The organism is Candidatus Obscuribacterales bacterium, assembly GCA_019744775.1.
GTDB lineage: Bacteria > Cyanobacteriota > Vampirovibrionia > Obscuribacterales > Obscuribacteraceae > SBAT01.
The window spans coordinates 250,247-267,945 of the sequence record JAIETZ010000001.1; the positions used below are offsets into that span (position 1 = coordinate 250,247).

The 17,699-nt window shown below is 46.8% G+C and carries 15 protein-coding genes; 11 read left to right on the forward strand and 4 right to left on the reverse strand.

All coding sequences use genetic code 11. The annotated features are described in order from the left end of the window. The first annotated feature begins 37 nt into the window (after positions 1 to 37). From K2Y22_00975 to K2Y22_01000, 6 genes are all read left to right on the forward strand, one after another. Positions 38 to 1,237 carry an acyl-CoA dehydrogenase family protein gene (locus K2Y22_00975; GenBank protein ID MBX9877007.1) on the forward strand — a complete coding sequence of 400 codons (1,200 nt, stop codon included), beginning with the start codon at positions 38 to 40 and terminating at the stop codon, positions 1,235 to 1,237. A 3-nt stretch (positions 1,238 to 1,240) separates the two neighbouring features. Continuing rightward, positions 1,241 to 1,648: a hypothetical protein gene (locus K2Y22_00980; GenBank protein ID MBX9877008.1), complete on the forward strand. Its 408-nt coding sequence runs from the start codon at positions 1,241 to 1,243 to the stop codon at positions 1,646 to 1,648. A gap of 45 nt (positions 1,649 to 1,693) precedes the next feature. Further along, a complete protein-coding gene (locus tag K2Y22_00985) occupies positions 1,694 to 2,614 on the forward strand; it encodes a polyprenyl synthetase family protein (protein MBX9877009.1) in 921 nt (306 codons plus the stop codon). 16 nt (positions 2,615 to 2,630) lie between these two features. After that, positions 2,631 to 3,173, forward strand: a complete 543-nt coding sequence (locus K2Y22_00990; protein MBX9877010.1) for a divergent PAP2 family protein — start codon at positions 2,631 to 2,633, stop codon at positions 3,171 to 3,173. Between the two features lie 291 nt (positions 3,174 to 3,464). Continuing rightward, positions 3,465 to 4,010, forward strand: a complete 546-nt coding sequence (locus tag K2Y22_00995; protein ID MBX9877011.1) for a hypothetical protein — start codon at positions 3,465 to 3,467, stop codon at positions 4,008 to 4,010. A gap of 228 nt (positions 4,011 to 4,238) precedes the next feature. Then, positions 4,239 to 6,803 carry a hypothetical protein gene (locus K2Y22_01000; GenBank protein MBX9877012.1) on the forward strand — a complete coding sequence of 855 codons (2,565 nt, stop codon included), beginning with the start codon at positions 4,239 to 4,241 and terminating at the stop codon, positions 6,801 to 6,803. An 8-nt stretch (positions 6,804 to 6,811) separates the two neighbouring features. Here the strand turns inward: K2Y22_01000 and K2Y22_01005 are convergent, their stop codons facing one another. From K2Y22_01005 to smpB, 3 genes are all read right to left on the reverse strand, one after another. Then, positions 6,812 to 8,527 (reverse strand): hypothetical protein, encoded by a 1,716-nt coding sequence (locus K2Y22_01005; GenBank protein ID MBX9877013.1) that lies wholly within the window; start codon positions 8,525 to 8,527, stop codon positions 6,812 to 6,814. A 104-nt stretch (positions 8,528 to 8,631) separates the two neighbouring features. Further along, a complete protein-coding gene (locus K2Y22_01010; GenBank protein MBX9877014.1) occupies positions 8,632 to 11,073 on the reverse strand; it encodes a family 10 glycosylhydrolase in 2,442 nt (813 codons plus the stop codon). Positions 11,074 to 11,100: 27 nt separating this feature from the next. Then, positions 11,101 to 11,622: an SsrA-binding protein SmpB gene (smpB, locus tag K2Y22_01015; GenBank protein MBX9877015.1), complete on the reverse strand. Its 522-nt coding sequence runs from the start codon at positions 11,620 to 11,622 to the stop codon at positions 11,101 to 11,103. A gap of 155 nt (positions 11,623 to 11,777) precedes the next feature. Here smpB and K2Y22_01020 point away from each other — a divergent pair, with 155 nt between their 5' ends. From K2Y22_01020 to K2Y22_01040, 5 genes are all read left to right on the forward strand, one after another. Next, complete coding sequence (locus K2Y22_01020; GenBank protein MBX9877016.1) at positions 11,778 to 12,812, forward strand: GNAT family N-acetyltransferase; 1,035 nt, start codon at positions 11,778 to 11,780, stop codon at positions 12,810 to 12,812. A 195-nt stretch (positions 12,813 to 13,007) separates the two neighbouring features. Then, positions 13,008 to 13,397 (forward strand): 30S ribosomal protein S12, encoded by a 390-nt coding sequence (gene rpsL, locus K2Y22_01025; GenBank protein MBX9877017.1) that lies wholly within the window; start codon positions 13,008 to 13,010, stop codon positions 13,395 to 13,397. 24 nt (positions 13,398 to 13,421) lie between these two features. Continuing rightward, the gene (gene rpsG, locus K2Y22_01030) at positions 13,422 to 13,892 is read left to right on the forward strand and encodes a 30S ribosomal protein S7 (protein MBX9877018.1); all 471 of its coding nucleotides are present in this window, start codon (positions 13,422 to 13,424) and stop codon (positions 13,890 to 13,892) included. A 230-nt stretch (positions 13,893 to 14,122) separates the two neighbouring features. Further along, positions 14,123 to 16,198, forward strand: a complete 2,076-nt coding sequence (gene fusA / locus K2Y22_01035; protein ID MBX9877019.1) for an elongation factor G — start codon at positions 14,123 to 14,125, stop codon at positions 16,196 to 16,198. A 171-nt stretch (positions 16,199 to 16,369) separates the two neighbouring features. After that, the gene (locus K2Y22_01040; GenBank protein MBX9877020.1) at positions 16,370 to 16,783 is read left to right on the forward strand and encodes a hypothetical protein; all 414 of its coding nucleotides are present in this window, start codon (positions 16,370 to 16,372) and stop codon (positions 16,781 to 16,783) included. Here the strand turns inward: K2Y22_01040 and K2Y22_01045 are convergent. Further along, a complete protein-coding gene (locus tag K2Y22_01045) occupies positions 16,780 to 17,685 on the reverse strand; it encodes a hypothetical protein (protein ID MBX9877021.1) in 906 nt (301 codons plus the stop codon). The two genes, K2Y22_01040 and K2Y22_01045, sit on opposite strands and share 4 nt — an antisense overlap. Between the last annotated feature and the right edge of the window lie 14 nt (positions 17,686 to 17,699).

Sequence of the window (17,699 nt, forward strand, 5' to 3'; positions counted from 1 at the left end):
ACAAGTAGAGAGAAGTCCAGCAAACTGGACAAGCCGGATGGCAAGCGAACAAATAATGACCACACCAACAACTGAAAGAACCGTGAACCCACAAACTGGAAAAAGGGCTTTATACAACGAAAGCCAACTTGGTTGGCTGACAAAGGCAATGTCCTTTGCCGAAAAAATCCCTTTGGCTGACAAAATTAAGTCGGATACGGAAAATAGTTTCCGTCGAGATTTATTTGAAGCTGCCTGTAAGGAGGGTTTCGGTAGTCTGCCGTTTCCTAAAACTTACGGCGGCTCAGGTGGCGACTATGTCAGCTTTTGTTTATTGAATGAAGAATTCGGCAGAACAGTTGTGCCTATTATGAGTTCTCTAGGCGTACATATTCTCTGTCAGGAACCGGTCTACAAATTCGGCAACGAAGAACAGAAAAAGAAATATCTGCCACCATCGTCCACCGGTGAATATTTAGCAGCGTTTGGACTAACTGAACCAAATGCCGGATCAGATACAGCCGCCATTCAGACAACGGCAAAACTTGTTGGCGATGAATACATCCTTAACGGCACAAAGACATTTATCACATCAGGCGCTGCAGCTGACTATTACATCGTGATGGCCAAACTTATCGATGATAAAAATCCCGATGCAGTCAAATCGCCAAAATCAATTACCGCCTTTATCGTCGAGCGTAATTTCCCTGGATTTGCCGTCGGTCAAAAGTTCAACATGCTCGGCATGCGTGGCTATGCGACATGCGAAATTGTTTTCAACGACTGCCGTGTGCCCAAAAAGAATTTGCTTGGCGAACACGGACAAGGCCGCCAGGTGGCATTAGGTAGTCTTGCTAAAGGGCGAGTAACAATTGCCGCCCAAGCAACCGGTTGGGCACAAGGTGCTCTAGAAGGCATCATCAGCCATTTAAACTCAAACAGAGAAAAGCTCAATGAGATTGCTTATCTTGTAGGCGAACTGGCAATGCAAGTCGAATCAGCACGAGCCCTTACCTATCAGGCTGCTTACGCAATAGACCGTGGTGAAGGCGATGCTGTGCTAGCGGGCATGGCAAAAATCCAAGCAACGGATGCTGCTATGAAAGTAGCTACCGAAGCAATTTCCATTGTTGGAGAAGAAGCGACAGAACCAAAACTTTTGCTCGAACGCATCTTTCGTGACGCCAAAGCCGGACAAATATATGAAGGCACCAACCAAATTCAACGATCTCTTATTGCACGCAACTTATTGAAGTAAAAGATGGAATTCATAACCAACTACATTCATCCATGGGCAATGCCCGCTGCCAAGATAGTCTTTTCTATGATGATGCTTTTCTTGAGCTTTGCCGGGGTACTTTTGCTTGTCAACTATCAGCGTTTGATGCGCGGCTTGCAGGAAATGGAGATTTCCGCCAATCAGGAAAGAGATAACGTAATGTTTAACTTCACGGTTGCTCGCGCCAATTTGAATCAACTGAAAGAACGGTTTTCCATTCCTTTATTGCAAGAAGCAGCTCCCTCGCTAAATGACCTGCTTAGTCATGTTGGTTCGCTTGCCTTTCTTGTCATGCGACGTGATCCAAACCTACTTAAATGGGGCGGCACGATAATGAACTTGGCAAAGTCCGCCTATGGTTATTTCAAGGGCAAGCAATATAATATGTAGCTCTTCCCTTTAAGACGACTCATCTGTCGCAGGAAGTGTTCGTTGATGGTTGCTACAACCAAATTTGATTTTGAGGAATTTGTCGCAAGCAAGCGCATGCTTGTAGACGCTCATCTAGCCGAGTATTTGGCAACCGGAACTCCGGAAGTCCTCTACGAGTCAATGCGTTATTCAGTTTTGTCACCAGGCAAACGCATAAGAGCCTTACTTTGTCTGGCGGCCGCACAAGCTATAAATGAAGATGCGCACCGAGTGGCACTACCTTGCGCCTGTGCAATTGAGATGATTCACGCGATGAGCTTGATTCACGATGACTTGCCGGCGCTTGATAACGATGATATTCGTCGCGGTAAGCCAACCAATCACAAAGTTTTCGGCGAAGCTATAGCGCTTTTAGCAGGCGACGCATTATTGATGCTGGCTATGGAAACAATTGCCAATCACATTCCTGCATCTATAGAAAGATCTATTGTCGTCAAAGTCCTGAGTGAATTAGCTAAAGCAACAGGGGCTCCAGGCATGGTCGGGGGACAAGTAGATGATATTGCTTTCACTGGAGGCAAGCTGCCGTCTGACAAATTAGCCATGCTCAATTCCATTCACCTGCGCAAAACCGGATCACTTATTCGTTTTTCTACGTGGTCCGGAGCGACACTGGCTGGAGCCAACCAAGAACAACAAAATCACTTCGCTACTTTTGGCGAAATCCTTGGTCTGGCATTTCAAATAACAGACGACCTCTTAGATGTAACAGGCAGTGCTGAAACCCTGGGTAAAACTCCCGGCAAAGATGCCGAAGCAAACAAACTTACCTTTGTTGCCATTGAGGGTATCGACAAATCAAAAGCCAAGCTACTAGATCTACAGCGTGAAGCAGAAACTGCTCTTACCAAGACTGGTGTAAGCAAACAATCACTTATTTATCTGGAATCACTTCTACAAATGGCGATTAATCGCGTAAGCTAAAACAAAAGATGAACTAATGCAAATCAATCCCACAGCATTTATGCCAAATCTCTTCGCCTTCGAACTGTTTTTTCCGCCAGTATCGGAAACGATGATAAACGGTTCATATCAACGGGGCTGGCAAGTCCTTTTAGCCTTTGCCGTTGCACTTTCCGTTGCCCAATGGATAAAGATCTTCCACAAACTGATTAAAACCCGCCGTTTTGACTTACGTCTTTTGGCCAAAACTGGAGGCATGCCCTCAAGCCACAGCTCAAGCACAGTTGCTATGGCCGGAACGGTTGGACTAATTGAAGGGTTTAACTCCGTCTCTTTTTCTATCGCACTTTGCTTAGCCCTGGTTGTCATGTATGACGCCGCCGGCGTCAGGCGAACCGTAGGTTTACAAGCGCAAGTTGTGAACCAAATGCTTGAAGAACTCTTTTCCAATCACCCAACTATCTCTGGACAACGCATTAAAGAATTCCTAGGACACACTCCTAAGGAGGTTCTGGTGGGTGCAGTTCTTGGTGGTTTGATTGCCTGGTTATGTAACCAATGGGTCACCAGCTGGGTCTGATAAGCATGGAGTGCTTTTGTCAACAGAACGCTTAGCTGCAAAGCATGAAAAGACTGTAATACCTGACTACTGCTAATTGTTTCGCGATTGCTATATAATCTGGAGCTTGGAAAGGGTTCCACAAAAGCCCTCTAACACAGGAAGGGTGAGGCATTCACCTGACAACTACTCAAGGAAACACCTTGATTATCAAGTTGGATCCCGTTCTATTGAAAAGGAGGTAAGGCGGAAAAATCACAAAGAGACTGTTGGCAACAACAGCAATCCAAGTGGACAACTGCCGAATACTAAATGAACACAACGGTCCCAACAACCACCACTACCACCCAAGCCAAAACGACGTCCCCACGTCGCTCAAGATTCCCAGGCAAGGAATCAGGTTCGGTGTCCTTCAATTTGACGGCTTTAGGTCGCCAATTGCTGAAGGAACAAGCCGCTAAGGCTGGCGTGTCCAACGGCGATTACGTCGAAATGCTCATTCGTGAGCGTGCTGGACAACCTCCTCTGCGCTTGCCGGCATCTGCCAAGCAAACAGGACCGAAGGGTGGCGCCAAGTCTTACTTCTTCGGCAAAAACAGAGGCACAACAACCGCTGTCTGCGTGACACCAATGGCACACAGACTGTTGGATGAACAAGTTGCTGCTTCCCGTATGAGCCGTGGAGACTATATCGAATATCTTCTGCGCGAGAAGTCTGGTGTGCTCGATGAGCACCTGAAAGCAGCGGCAGCCGCTCCTGCTCCAGCCCAACCAGCAACCTCAGCTCAGCCTCAAGTTGAGATTGTTAACCCGGTGGTACCTCCAGTAACCACCTCCAACTTCGGGTCATTCAGCTAGTAGCCAATTAGGTGCCATAAACACCCGATTGCCACACTAGTTGTGGCTGAAGTCTCATCCTCCTGTAAAAAGCCCCTGGCGCACGCCGGGGGCTTTTTGTTGCCCGATTTCTTTTAATCCGAGTTTTAATCCTTAGCTGTCGAATTAACCCAGCCAACGCATATACCCAATTTACGCGGGGGTATATAGACAGTGCCTGCCGGATTTAACGGCTACGAGGGAATTTGTATGGCCAAACCTGATACTGCAGGTGAGGGCAAAGATAAGCTTCAGAAGCCTTCTGATTCGCAGCAGAAATCATCTCCTTTTAGCGGCGAAAAGCATCCTCTCACTGATAAAGATGCACAAAAAATCCTGCAAAAGCATGACGCAAATCCTGTCGAACAGTTTTTTCAAACAGCACAGAAAGTCACAAAAGCCGCTCAAGATGCGATTGGAGTTGCTGTTGATACTACTAAGCAAGTCACTCACGATGTATCCGAAACCATTCGCACAGGCGGAGACGTAGGCAAACAATTAGAGAAGTCCTCCGATACTATTGTTGCTAAAGCATTAACAGAGACAGGCAAAATTGAAAAAGCACTAGGCAAAAGTAATGACGAAATAAGCTCCGAAAGAAAGGTGGCAAACTCTCTCTACGAGTTAAAAAAACATGACGCCAAAGAGGCCGCCAAAGCCGTTTCAGCTTTTGTAGATGGAAGCGACAAATCGCAAAAGCAAGTAATTGAAGCAGCAACTCACAGTGGCGATGTGACAAAAGCTATGGAAAGCCATGGTAACCAAATAATCGATCGACTTCTACAGGCAAAAGCAAAAGTTGATGTACTACTCGGCAAAGATCCCTATCAATCGCAGAAAGAAAATTTCGTGATAAGTGCTGGATACGGAATTGATAAGTCACTCGTAAAAGGAGTGACCGGGCTTGTTTCGATGCTTGATCGTCCACAGGATAAGGACGTGCAATTACTAAATCGTTTTGCGCCAATTTCCGGGGCGACCCTAGCCCTAACACGCAATCTTGCCGACGCTACAGGTCACATCTGGAATGCCGGCGGAAAATATATTGATCACGTCAATAGAATCGGCATCCAGGCTGCAGGCGAAGAAACTTGGAAATCCACTCAAAATTGGATGATGCATGCCAAACCTTATGATTGGTCGGAAAAGGCAACCGACACGGCGATGCTTGTCACTGGTGGCATAGGTTTAGCAAAGACCGGACTATCGGTGTTGGGGAAAATCAAGATGGCCCAGGCTGTTGTTGCAACCGAAACAGTAGCAACAGGAACATCTATAGCCGCTGGTGAAACAGCAATTGTAGATGCCGGTGCAGCAAAAGCCGGGGCATCTGTTGCCGCTGACGTTAATACGGCAAAAGCAGGAGCATCGGTAAGTGACTCCGCTGCGGCAAAAGCCGAAGCTTCAGTTGCAGGAGATTCGGCTGCAGCAATCCATGAAAGACCGGGTGCAGTAAAGCCTGAAGAGCAGATTGCTAAACCTACTGAAGCCAAAGACGCTCCGAAAGCTGAGGTAAAAGCAGAAGGTGGTTTTTCTCAAAAAGCTGAACAGGCAGCAGCCGATCTCGCTAACAAGGTATTTGATTCAAAAGAGCCCATACAGACGGAATTCAGGAATTTGCTGCACGAAAGCGACAAAATGATCGAAGAAGCTATTGGTGACTTAAAGTCAAAACCGGTTGAGTCTCTAACCAAGAAGCAAAAATCACAATTAAATGTACTCGAGAAAGAATGGTCTTCATTTAAACAATGTTTGACCAAATTGAAAGATGATCACTTGGGTTTTGATGAGTTTCAGTCAGAACTAAGCAAGGCAAGAAATAGCGCGAAGAAACTCGATAGTATCAATGATAGCTTGGGCGGCAAAAAATTACCCCTAAACAAACAAGTAATGGAAAAAATAGAGGCGGCGACTAACTCTCTTAAGGTTCAAATTGAGGCAATTACAGGGCAGGACATGAAGTTGCTTAACGCCTATAGAGCGGCCGTAGATGCAGCAGCAGAAGGTGCGCAACCTGGAGCAATTGAAGGTGAAATCCTAAGCAATTTAAAAGGGTCACCTAAGCCTTCCTCTGAATTGCTTACCTTGCGACAGATGTGTCGGGATTTGCATCCGGAACACGCAGGAGCCATCGAACACGTAATAGATCAGGTAATTGCCCGCCGACAGATAGACCTACCAGGAGCAACCAAACTTCGAGGACCGGAACTAATCGGAGTTAACGAAGGAAACATTGGAGAAACCTTCATAAACTCCGCACGGCAGAACAGCGTTTTTGAAAGCATGTCAAAAGAATCGCAATCTGTTGCCGAAACATTTTTGAATGAGACCGCCTCTAATAAATCGTATTCCTACAAAGTGGACAAGCTACCAGGCTATGATCACTTTTTAGTTACTGTCGTGGATGTTGCAGACAACAATGGCGCCATCAAGATGTATCAACAGGAGATAAAAGCCGGCCAAGACGTTTTTGGAGTTAGGCACATATTAGCAACAAAACACCCTTCGGGCGTCATAGAAGAACTTCCCTATCTCAAGGTTATCGACATTAAGAGCGAAGGTAAAGCAGGCATAGCCGGAGTAGAAGGTGGTGGCGAAGCCGATCCTCATTTGATAGGCAAATTGCAGAAAGTAGATAAAAAGAACAAATATCAAATCTTCGGCAACAAAACTCCGGTAAATTTCAAATTTGCACCGGATAGCTTCTTCCAACACGTGCATCAATACCGCGACTACTTAGAAGAACTACTAAGCAGCGCTAGTTTCCCTAAATGACACTAGCTTCAGTTTTCCAGAAAATCTATTAACTTCTTAACGGCGTCTGACTTGCCTTCAGTATTCATATCGTAAAGCTTGTCCAAAACAACCGCTTTTAAATTTTGATTCGCCGATTGGATCAATGTACGAGCCTGAGAAGTATAAGTACTTTCGGATTTGGGCAAAATTTTCGACAAGCACTCCAGAGCAGTCACTGCTTGAATTGGTGCCTTGCCGATTGCATCTGTTGCTACCAGTGGATGCGCGCCAAGCAAATTATCACCCAGCAAAACGGAGGCTGAGTATTCATGAGGATGCGTACAACCGTGATGCTGAAAGCCACAGTTGCCCTCAATCTCATTGGCTAGTTTGGTCATAGAAAAAATATCTTTGTATTTTTTCTCCGCCACGTGAACATACTCATGCAAATAAGTTTTAAGCATCTCCTCTTGTGTCTGTGGTTTAAATAAGCGCATTTCATAGTCATTTAACTTACTGTTAAACCTGTGCTCACCATATATTCTTTCATTGGGTTTAAGAAGTTTGTTCTGCGTAAACCAAACAGAATCAGGCGCTTCAGAATTAACGAGAATAATTCTTTTGACCAATCCAGAATCTGGCGATTGATCCAATATCTTGACCATTTGTTCCATAGTTGGCAACTGTTTTGCATTGTCCAGCGCAATCAAATCCGTTTCAGCTACTAATACATGCACATCTTTATGTCCAGCTACTTCATAGACATTCATTGGAGTGTATTTACTACCAACACCCCGCAATAGAAAATCACCGTAGTTTTTAAACGGCCCCTTTTCCGGACGGCCAACATGAACACCTACTTCTTCAGAGCCAACAATCTCAATACGCTTTTTTAGTATCGATGAATCCAAAGATTTTGATGAATCAGCCATGCAATCTTTCGCTCTTTCTGCCTCAAGCCCAACAGAGTCGAGATTAGCAGGTTCTTTCACCTTTAGATTGTTTTTTAATGCTCTTGATACAGATGGTAGCCCCAACGCGGAATTTATTGTGCCGCCGATTAGAGCGGCTGTCGCTAATTCCTTGTTCGATAATTCACGACCGGCAAATTGTCCTGATGTATAGCTTTGAACTGCTCCTCCGGCACCACCAATTAAGGCACGGCGTAGTCCATAGGAAGCAATATTGGCTAAGCTGCCTGGACCCAATTTACAGAAGTAATTGCCCGCTTCGAAAACTGTAAATCCGGCAGCGGTACCGGCAAAGTTTCCTTGCCGTGTTTCACCTTCGCGAGTTTCTCTAAGTCCATCATATGCACCGGCACCAGCAATGAGTGAGGCTTGCTTGCTTATAAGAACCTTTTCCAAGCCTGTTGTGATTTGACATGCCAATGGTCGTGCTTTGAGCAACTGAGCAACAGATCCTGCGCCACAGCTAATTAAACGTAGCGGTTTAGCAGCTAGGCGGTCAGACAACGAGTACAAGCCTGCCATTGTTATCCCAGAGGCAATATTGTCCGTCAGCCACTGCCGGGAAAACAATTCAGACTCATTTTTCTCGACATGCCAATGAAGATCAGTCTTGTTACCGGAAACCTTTTCAGCAATTAATTCTGCCGGACGTGCCACAAACGAGTTAAATGGCTCGGATAAGGCTTGAGCCATTGCCTTTACAGTGCTGTTATCCGCCCATGCCGCCTCAGAAAGCCCATCTTCCCGAGAAGTCGGCTTCTGCTGGTCTCTAAAATGTGCGGATTCGCCCATGCATGTCCATGGTTGGAGTTCACGGCTTCAATATAATTCTTTGGTACTTAGCTATAAATGGGGGAATTCCCATTAATTCTGGGACTTCCACCAAGGCTTAAATCCTAGTGCCCACCTGCCAGAAGCTGGCTCATCGTCTTAGCCCGGTGAGCGGCATAGGATAAGATTGCTTCTACTTGTGCCAAATAACTGGCTATGTATTGTGCACGGAATCCACGTTGTATAAAGGCTTCCAGCCTGAGCCAATCTTGCGTATTAGCATGCAGGGTACGAATTGCCTTGTCCACTTTGGTAATCTCGTCTGCAGAGGCCTTATCCGGCAAATCGTGTACTGCTTGCTGTACAGTTTCAATTTCCGAGAGAATTTCATTGGTGCTTGATTGATCGGACAAGATGCGTTTTTTGGGATCTTGCAAATAACGATTTACCATCGCTGCAAAATCATCAACGAGAATTCGCGATGCACTAATTGGCTCTGATTGCGGAGTCAGAAGCGGTTGCTTTCTGTAGGGACCAACACGCAACACATTTTGCTTTTTGTCATCCAATTGAGCCATAGCAAACATTGTTGTACCAAGCGTACCGATTACTCTTGAGGTATCTAGTTGCTCAATAAGTCCAGCTGTGTCCAATTGACGAATGGAAAGTCCTGGATAAACAAGGGCTCTATCCTGACACTCTTCGCGCACATAGCCTGCAACAATAGAAAGATCTTTTGCTGTCTGCACATAACTCATTGGATTGAGCGTGTCTATCCAACCATTCTGCACCCAAGTCTCCCACTCCTGTTGAATGGCATTCAGACGCAAGCGATGCGGCATTGCATAGACGGCGGCAGAAAGACGGAAGCCTGGCTTCATAGACTTAAGAGTTTTGGAAATGTCTTCAACAAAACTGCTTACTTGTTGAATCTTCCAAGCTTGCCAAAGAAGTCTTGTCGTTTCATCGAGATTGTCTAACGACAATCCTGTTTCTTGCTCAAATCGACGTCTGCCGACCCAGTCATAACCCATTTCCGTGCCCTTGTTGTTGAAGGGATAGCGGATGTAATCGAGCTGCAAACCATCGACATTGTAGTTGGAGACAATCTCAGTGAAGAGGTTCTTTAGATATTGGCGAGCCTCAGGATTGGCCGGGTCCAACCAAAATTCCGGTTGGTTATTCGGCAAGAGTGAACCATTGGAGCGAGCCAACGCCAGGCTGAATCCATATTTGGTTAAGACAGGACCTGGATAGTCAGGGTCTTTTCCGATGATTGGGTTGTGACGCAAATTACCGACAGCAAAGACCCAGCACCAACTGTGCAATTCCATGCCGCGCTTATGTGCTTCAGCAACAGCTACCGCAAGTGGATCCCAACCCACCATGTCTGGATTTTGTACGCCTACTTTTGTCGGATACATACAGAAGCCGGCATTGTTAGTCTCAAAATAGACAACGTTTATTCCTGCTGCCTTCAATTTGTCGAAAAGTGCAGAGAGACCCTTTTCGTTTTTAGTCGCGACAATAGTTCCGCGATCCAGCCAAATCGAACGAGCCTCTACCGGACGTACAGGCATTGATTGAGCAAAAGCTAGAGCAAAGTCATGACGAGCCTTTTGTAATTCTTCATCAGCCGAATAGAAATGTCTTTGCTTGTAAGCCTCATCGAAAGCCCTTACGTGCGCCTGGGCAGATTCAAAACTTTGTTGAATCGTCCGGAATGGCACTGCCAAATCGGCTTGCTTGGCAGTCTTGATGGCTTCATCTGTACGCTTAGTCAGATATGCCAATTCTTGACCAATTGTTTGATAGTCGGCAAAACTAATTTGAATAGCTGCTTGTTGTGTTATTCCGTTCGACAAATCTTCAAAGGCAAGAGTCATCAAATAAGCATTCGTTGTAATTTCGCCCTGCAGACCAGGAGCCCAAGAGAAGTAAATTGCCGAAGGACCTTTAGCAATTGCCACACCTGACTGATTGCCACTGCCGTCAGACCATCTAGCTACAGCGTTTCCCTGTCCTTGCACGGAAACATCAGCCATAAGTGTGCCTACAGCAAAATCCTGACGAACAGGAATTGGATCACGCTGCCAAACAAGAGTGCGACCATCAGGAGCACTCAAATGTTTTTGCACGGAAGCACCGGCTAGATCGGCTACGGCTTGAGCAGCTTGAGAAAGATTGCCACCACCATCTGTAATTAAGATCTTGCCGCCGCCTTTAACGTATTCGTTGAGAGCAAATACTGCTTCCGGTGAAAGATCAAGCAAAAGAGGAACAACTACCAACTTATAAGGCTGCAACTTAGCGCCGCTACTGGTCAAATCTCCATCCGTCAACAAGTCATAGCGAACATTGGCAGCCTCAAGCGTTTGTTTGAAAGCAAGCCATGCTTCTTCCCAGTTGCCTAGATGCTGCTCACCGTAAGCTTGTGCATTGCGCTCAGACGAAATTACCGCCAGAGGTGATTGAGCAAAAGCTGCTGTCTGCGCTAAGACTAACCAACAGAGCGTTACGAACAATACTGAAAGCGATCTGACAACCATGTCCATTGACTTTGACAAGAGCTACTACCTCTAGTTTATAGTGTCCTATTTGAATTTCCTTACAACTCGGTCTAATTGCCTCTGCGAATCACGCTTGGCTATAGATTGACGTTTGTCATATAGCTGCTTACCACGCACAAGAGCCAGGTTCACTTTAACCCAATTCCTCTTGAAATAGATCTTCAAAGGGACAAGAGTTAACCCCTTTTCTTGCACCTTGCCCTTTAGCTTCTGAATTTCACGGCCATGCAAGAGCAGCCTACGCTTGCGCAAAGGCTCGTGATTGAAACGATTACCATGGTCATATGGCGACACGTGGCAGTTGTAAAGCCATACTTGATCGTCTTCAATGCGAGCAAAAGCGTCTTGTAAGGTAACTTTGCCCTGACGCATGGATTTCACTTCCGTCCCGGAAAGCTCAATGCCACATTCCATCGATTCAATAACTTCATACTCAAAGCGCGCACGACGATTATCGGAGATGGTTTTAAAAACCGGCTCCTTCGGTGCGTCCGCCTTGGGCTTCTGAGCAGGCGCCGTAACGTGAGTTTTACCCTTCTTAGCCATAAGCTACATAGTATATCCTCCATAACGTTCCGGCTGCGTTACCACTTCGCCTCCACTTACCGTCCGGCAGCATGCGTTCGCTTTGCAGCGACCTGCTCATCGCAGCTCTTGCTCCGCTTCAAGGTTATAATGGCGTTTAGAATAGAGGGTAAGTCGTGATAAAAATCGAACCATTGTTAGCAACAGATTACGCGCAAATGCGTGCACTTTTGCGTCACCAACCGGAAGATGCCTTTTCTGGAGCCGACTGCAAGGATAGTCGCACGCAGTATCGTGGACTGACATTTTGGCAACATTGGCTGCCGGTCCAGGCTCACGTCGGCCCATCTGTGTATGTCGCAAAAGAAGATGGCGTTATTCTTGGATTGATTTCAATTCGTGCTCGCGGCAAATCCAAAGAATGCTGGGAAATAGAGGATTTAGTCGTTCATCCCCACCATCGCGGGCGTGGTATTGCGCAAGAATTATTGCGTTATGTATTTGCTCTCTTTGGCGGTCAAGGCGTCAATCATTTCGTGGCAGAGTTGTCTGAGAAAAATGATGCTGCTTTAGCCTTGTTTGCCGCTTGTGGTTTTAGACGGGCAACAAGAGTTATTCGTTACGAAAAAGAATTCAACGGAAAAAGCGTCGAAGACTTTGATGAGAAGCCACCATTTCGACTTGCGTTAACAGGCGATCGCCGAGCATTGTTTGACTTGAATCAAGATGTTTTGCCGCCGGAAATTCGCATGATTTTGTCTCAGTCTCCAGATGATTTTCGCGTGTTTGAACTGCCCAATCAAAAAGTAGAAAAATTACGCAATAAGATAACCGGTCATAAGGCTTGGTACTGGGTGTCTGAAGACAGCGAACGCAAAGTTTTGACCAGTGCTGTCAAAGTAACCAGCCATCACCTGGAAGATTTCCATCTGGAATTTGCGGTTCATCCAGGCTGGTCGGACTTGGCTCCGGAGCTTGTTACGTTTGCTCTCAATAATTTAAATACTTTAAGCCGCAAAGCGGTGGTTACCGCCAAAGCATTTGAGTTTCAGGACAAAGTCATTGAGTCTTTGGAGAAGGACGGCTTTAAAAAGGTGGGCAGTTACTGTCTTCTAGCCCGCGAGCATTGGATTAGAGCGCGTGAACCTAAGCGCCAATTAGAAGGTCCAAGGGTAGTCCCGGTGCTGCCCAATCCTTTGATGGATACGTAAATAACATAAAGTAATAAGAAAGGTTCGTGGACTTACCAAGCTAGTTCTTGGTAAGATTAGCAATCGTCTTTATGCTTTGAATTTCACCAAAGCGAAGCGAGGCAAAGGTGCAGTGAGCACGCAGCCGAGCGTTGAAGGAATGCCGGAAGGCAAGCGAAGGCGTTAGCCGGAGCGATTAGATAAGGAAATTTGCTGGTGCCAACCATCAACCAATTGATTCGTCGCGAACGATCCAAGGTAACTTACAAAACCAAGTCGCCGGCATTGAAGTCATGCCCGCAGCGTCGTGGCGTTTGCACCCAGGTGAAAACCACCACCCCAAAGAAACCAAATTCCGCCCTGCGTAAGATAGCCCGTGTGCGCTTGACCAACAGCATGGAAGTGACAGCCTACATTCCAGGCGTCGGACACAACCTGCAAGAGCACTCTGTCGTGTTGGTACGCGGTGGCCGTGTCAAAGATTTGCCAGGCGTTCGCTACCACATCGTGCGTGGAGCACTGGACACCGCTGGTGTTAAGGACAGAATGCAATCCCGCTCCAAGTACGGCGCCAAGAAGCCTAAAGCCGGCGCAGCCAAGAAGTAATTTCAATAACTAAGGTAGAAAAAAATGCCAAGAAGAGCAGTAATCGAAAAAAGAGTTCCATCGCCGGACGGTGTTTTTAACAGCCAACTGGTCCAGCGCTTTGTGCACCGCATGATGCAGCGCGGTAAAAAGAGCACCGCTCAACGTGCTTTATATGATGCTCTTGATTTGATCAAAGAAAGAACCAAACAAGAATCCTTGGATGTCTTCAATAAAGCTGTCAAGAATGTGACACCTTTGGTAGAAGTAAAAGCCCGCCGTGTTGGTGGTTCTACCTATCAAGTACCTGTAGAAGTGAAGCAACAGCGTGGTGTAGCTCTAGCTACTGCTTGGCTCATTGCCAACAGCCGCAAGCGCGCCGGACGCAGCTTTGCTGAGCGTCTTTCCGGTGAACTCATCGATGCCTCCAACGGCACCGGTGCTTCAGTCCGCAAGAAGGACGAGACCCACAAGATGGCTGAAGCCAACAAGGCTTTTGCCCATTACCGCTACTAAAGTAAGGGCGCATTGAATGCGCCCTTACTTTCGATCCATAAAAGAGCAGTAGCAGGTCTGAAATACTTCAGAGCTGCTACACTTGTCAAGAAGTATTAATCAATTCTTGATTTTGTCCGAAATCCCTCTTAAAACCGCGATGATATGCGGATAGCGCCCAACTCACACTGAGTCCCTCAGAAAGGAACCAAGCCGTGCCTAGAACGAAAGATCTCAAAGACATACGGAACATGGGTATTGCAGCCCACATCGACGCTGGCAAGACCACTTGCACCGAGCGTATTTTGTTCTATTCCGGTCTTATCCACCGCATGGGTGAAGTACACGAAGGGACATCGGTAACCGACTGGATGGCTCAAGAAAAAGAGCGCGGCATCACAATTACCGCTGCTGCCATCACCAGCAAATGGAAAGATAAGCAAATCAACCTTATTGACACACCAGGGCACGTCGACTTCACCGTAGAAGTTGAGCGCTCCATGCGCGTGTTGGACGGCGTAATTATCGTTCTTTGCGCCGTAGCCGGTGTACAACCACAAACCAACACAGTTTGGAAGCAAGCTAACAGATACGAAGTACCGCGCATGGTGCTGGTCAACAAAATGGACCGCTCCGGTGCTGACTTCTATCGCGTAGTCAAACAAATCAAAGAAGGCTTGGCTGGAATGCACTCCACCTGGGCCAATGCCCACCCAATTCAACTGCCGATAGGCGCCGAAGCCGGCTTCACTGGCGTTATCGATCTGATTGGCGAAAAAGCCTACCTCTACGAGGAAGATGATCCGCTAGGTCGCAAGATTCAAGAAGTACCTATCCCGGATGATTTGAAGGAAAAGGCTGCTGAATATCGCCATACATTGGAAGAAGCAATTATCGAAACCGATGATGCTCTAATGGAGAAATATCTCGGTGGTGAAAAGCCAACCCTTGATGAATTGAAAGCGGCCTTGCGCAGAGCAGTTTGCGGCAATAAGTTGATTCCAATTCTTTGCGGCTCTGCATTTAAGAACAAAGGCATTCAGCTATTGCTCGATGCAGTTGTCGACTATTTGCCGTCTCCAGTTGATGTAGCTTCCGTAAAAGGCATTTTGCCGAGTGGCGAAGAAGCTACCCGTAAACCTACTGATGATGAACCGTTTTCTGCTCTAGCCTTTAAGGTTATGACCGACCCATTTGTTGGCAAACTTACGTTCTTGCGCATCTATAGCGGTAAGCTCACAGCCGGCTCATATGTAGCCAACGCCACCAAAGACAAGCGCGAGCGCATAAGCCGTCTCGTGCAATTGCAAGCTGATCAACGTACAGACGTGCAAGAAGCATACTGCGGTGACATTGTTGCCGCCGTTGGCTTGAAAGACACTACGACTGGTGACACGCTCTGCGCAGACAATGCTCCAATTATTCTGGAATCCATGAAATTCCCAGAACCGGTTATCTCGGTTGCTATCGAACCAAAGACAAAAGCAGACTCCGACAAACTTGGTATCTCGCTTGGACGTTTGGCAGAAGAAGATCCAACCTTCAAAGTCAAAGTCGATCCGGAAACCAACCAGACAATCATTGCCGGTATGGGCGAATTGCACCTGGAAATCATTGTCGACCGTTTGTTGCGTGAATTCAAAGTAGAAGCCAACGTCGGTAAACCACAAGTTGCCTATCGTGAAACGATCAAGCAACACGTTAAGCAAGAAGGCAAATTCATCCGTCAGTCAGGCGGTCGTGGTCAATACGGACATTGCGTTATCGAAATTGAACCATTGGAAGCAGGTAAAGGCTTCGAATTCGTCAACAAGATTGTCGGCGGCGTAATTCCAAAAGAATACATCCCAGCAATCGAGCACGGTATTGTCGATGCCATGGCATCCGGTATCTTGGCTGGTTATCCAGTAATAGATATGCGCGCCACACTCGTATTCGGTTCGTACCACGAAGTGGACTCGTCAGAAATGGCATTCCGCGCCGCTGGTTCTATCGCCTTCAAAGAAGGTTTCATGAAAGCCAAGCCAATTCTGCTTGAGCCTGTAATGAAGGTAGAAGTAGAAGTGCCTGAGGAATACATGGGCGATGTAATTGGCGACTTGTCCAGCCGTCGCGGACGCGTAGAAGGCATGGACACCGTTGACAAACAGTCCAAGGTGAAAGCCTCGGTTCCTCTAGGCGAAATGTTCGGTTATGCCACAGACGTGCGCAACAAGACACGTGGACAAGGCACATTCGTAATGGAATTCAGCCACTACGAAGAAGTACCGGGCAACTTGGCCGAAGGAATCATCACCCACAACAAGACAGCTGCCGCCAGCAAGTAGTCTTGGTGAACGGTAATTCGAAAAGGGCGGCTTACGAGCCGTCCTTTTTCTTTGCTTGAACAGCTAATATTATCGGCTTCATCTTGAAAGACACTGGTTAACATTGCGTTGAATAACGAACCTTGCCGGGTAGAAAGACGATACACAATGTCCTTTACTAAGGCAGGTAGCATGAAGTACCTACACAGCGGCTACATCCTCTTCTCCAACCAGGCAGAGCATAGCGAAGACGGCCACATCGACTGCCAGGGTCTATTCGACTTGTTTGTCGGCAAAGAGCTGCCAATGAAGATGAATTGCGCCTGCGTAGTGGGCTTTGGCACCCCTTATGAGCGCCGCCAATACAAGGGGCTCTTCGTCATAGAAGATCCCGATGGCAAGGAAGTTCTAAGCCACGAGTTTAACGCCAACGACCCCAATGATCTATTCAAAGGGCACTATATTTTCCGTCCGGACTTGAAGCTCAACAAAGAAGGTACCTGGATTGCCCGCGTCTATCTAAGAAACTGGAAGGGAGAGGCTGTTTGGGATATCGCCAGACAGTTCTGGGTCATGGTTGAGGGCGATTCGCCACCTGATCCCTAATTGCCCTGCGCATCTAGTTGTGCTCTTATCTCTTTCATAGCTGCTAGAAGCGGCATAACGTCGTGTTCAACCGTATTCCAGATTGCTTGCCAATCGAGATCGCTGCCGCTCACTTCAATAATGCAAGCCATTTCAATAAGCACATCCCACGGTATATCAGGGGTCGCCTTGCGTAATTGCGGTGACAGGGATCGACAAGCATCTCCTGCCACAGTTAAATGATGTGCCAACCACGAGCGAATTAACTCATCTTGTTGCGTCTCTTCCGGAGGGCGTCCTACATGTTTTTCCAAAAGCTCCAGAGCAAATATCATTGTATTGAAAAGCATCAAGTCTTTGTCGCGCCCTGAGGGGACATTATCGACAAGTTCACGACCTTTGTAGAGGGGAATTTCCTCAAGTGGTACCAGATTCTCCCAATCGATCTCATCGGCTTCTTCTTTCATGTCCTCTGAAATTCGATTGCTTAAAACATGGACAATCTGCAATTGATGCACAACAAAAGTCTGCACAAGTTCATTCTGCTCAAATATTTCGCGACCGAGTGATTTGTACTTTTCCGCTTTTTCTATAGCAGTCTGAATGCCACCTAAGTTGTACTCATCATCATGAGTTAGAGGCACACCACTTTCAAGAAGATTACCTAAGACATCTTCAGTTAATGCCGACTGGGAAAACACTTCAACATTGTGTCCAAAAATGTTTTTCATGCTAAGAGACAAGCTTGCTTGATCAAGAAGCGTGCATTCAGGGACAAACTCAGCAAGAACAAAAATACTGCCGTCAGGCTTGTCACTATCCCACTCAAGCTTGCCAAAAAAGCGCACGGCTTTCGCACCATGCTCGCCGGCAGCCCGGCGAATCTTATCTCCCTCAGCTTTTACCAACTCGTCAAGACGCATGGGCTAATTATACT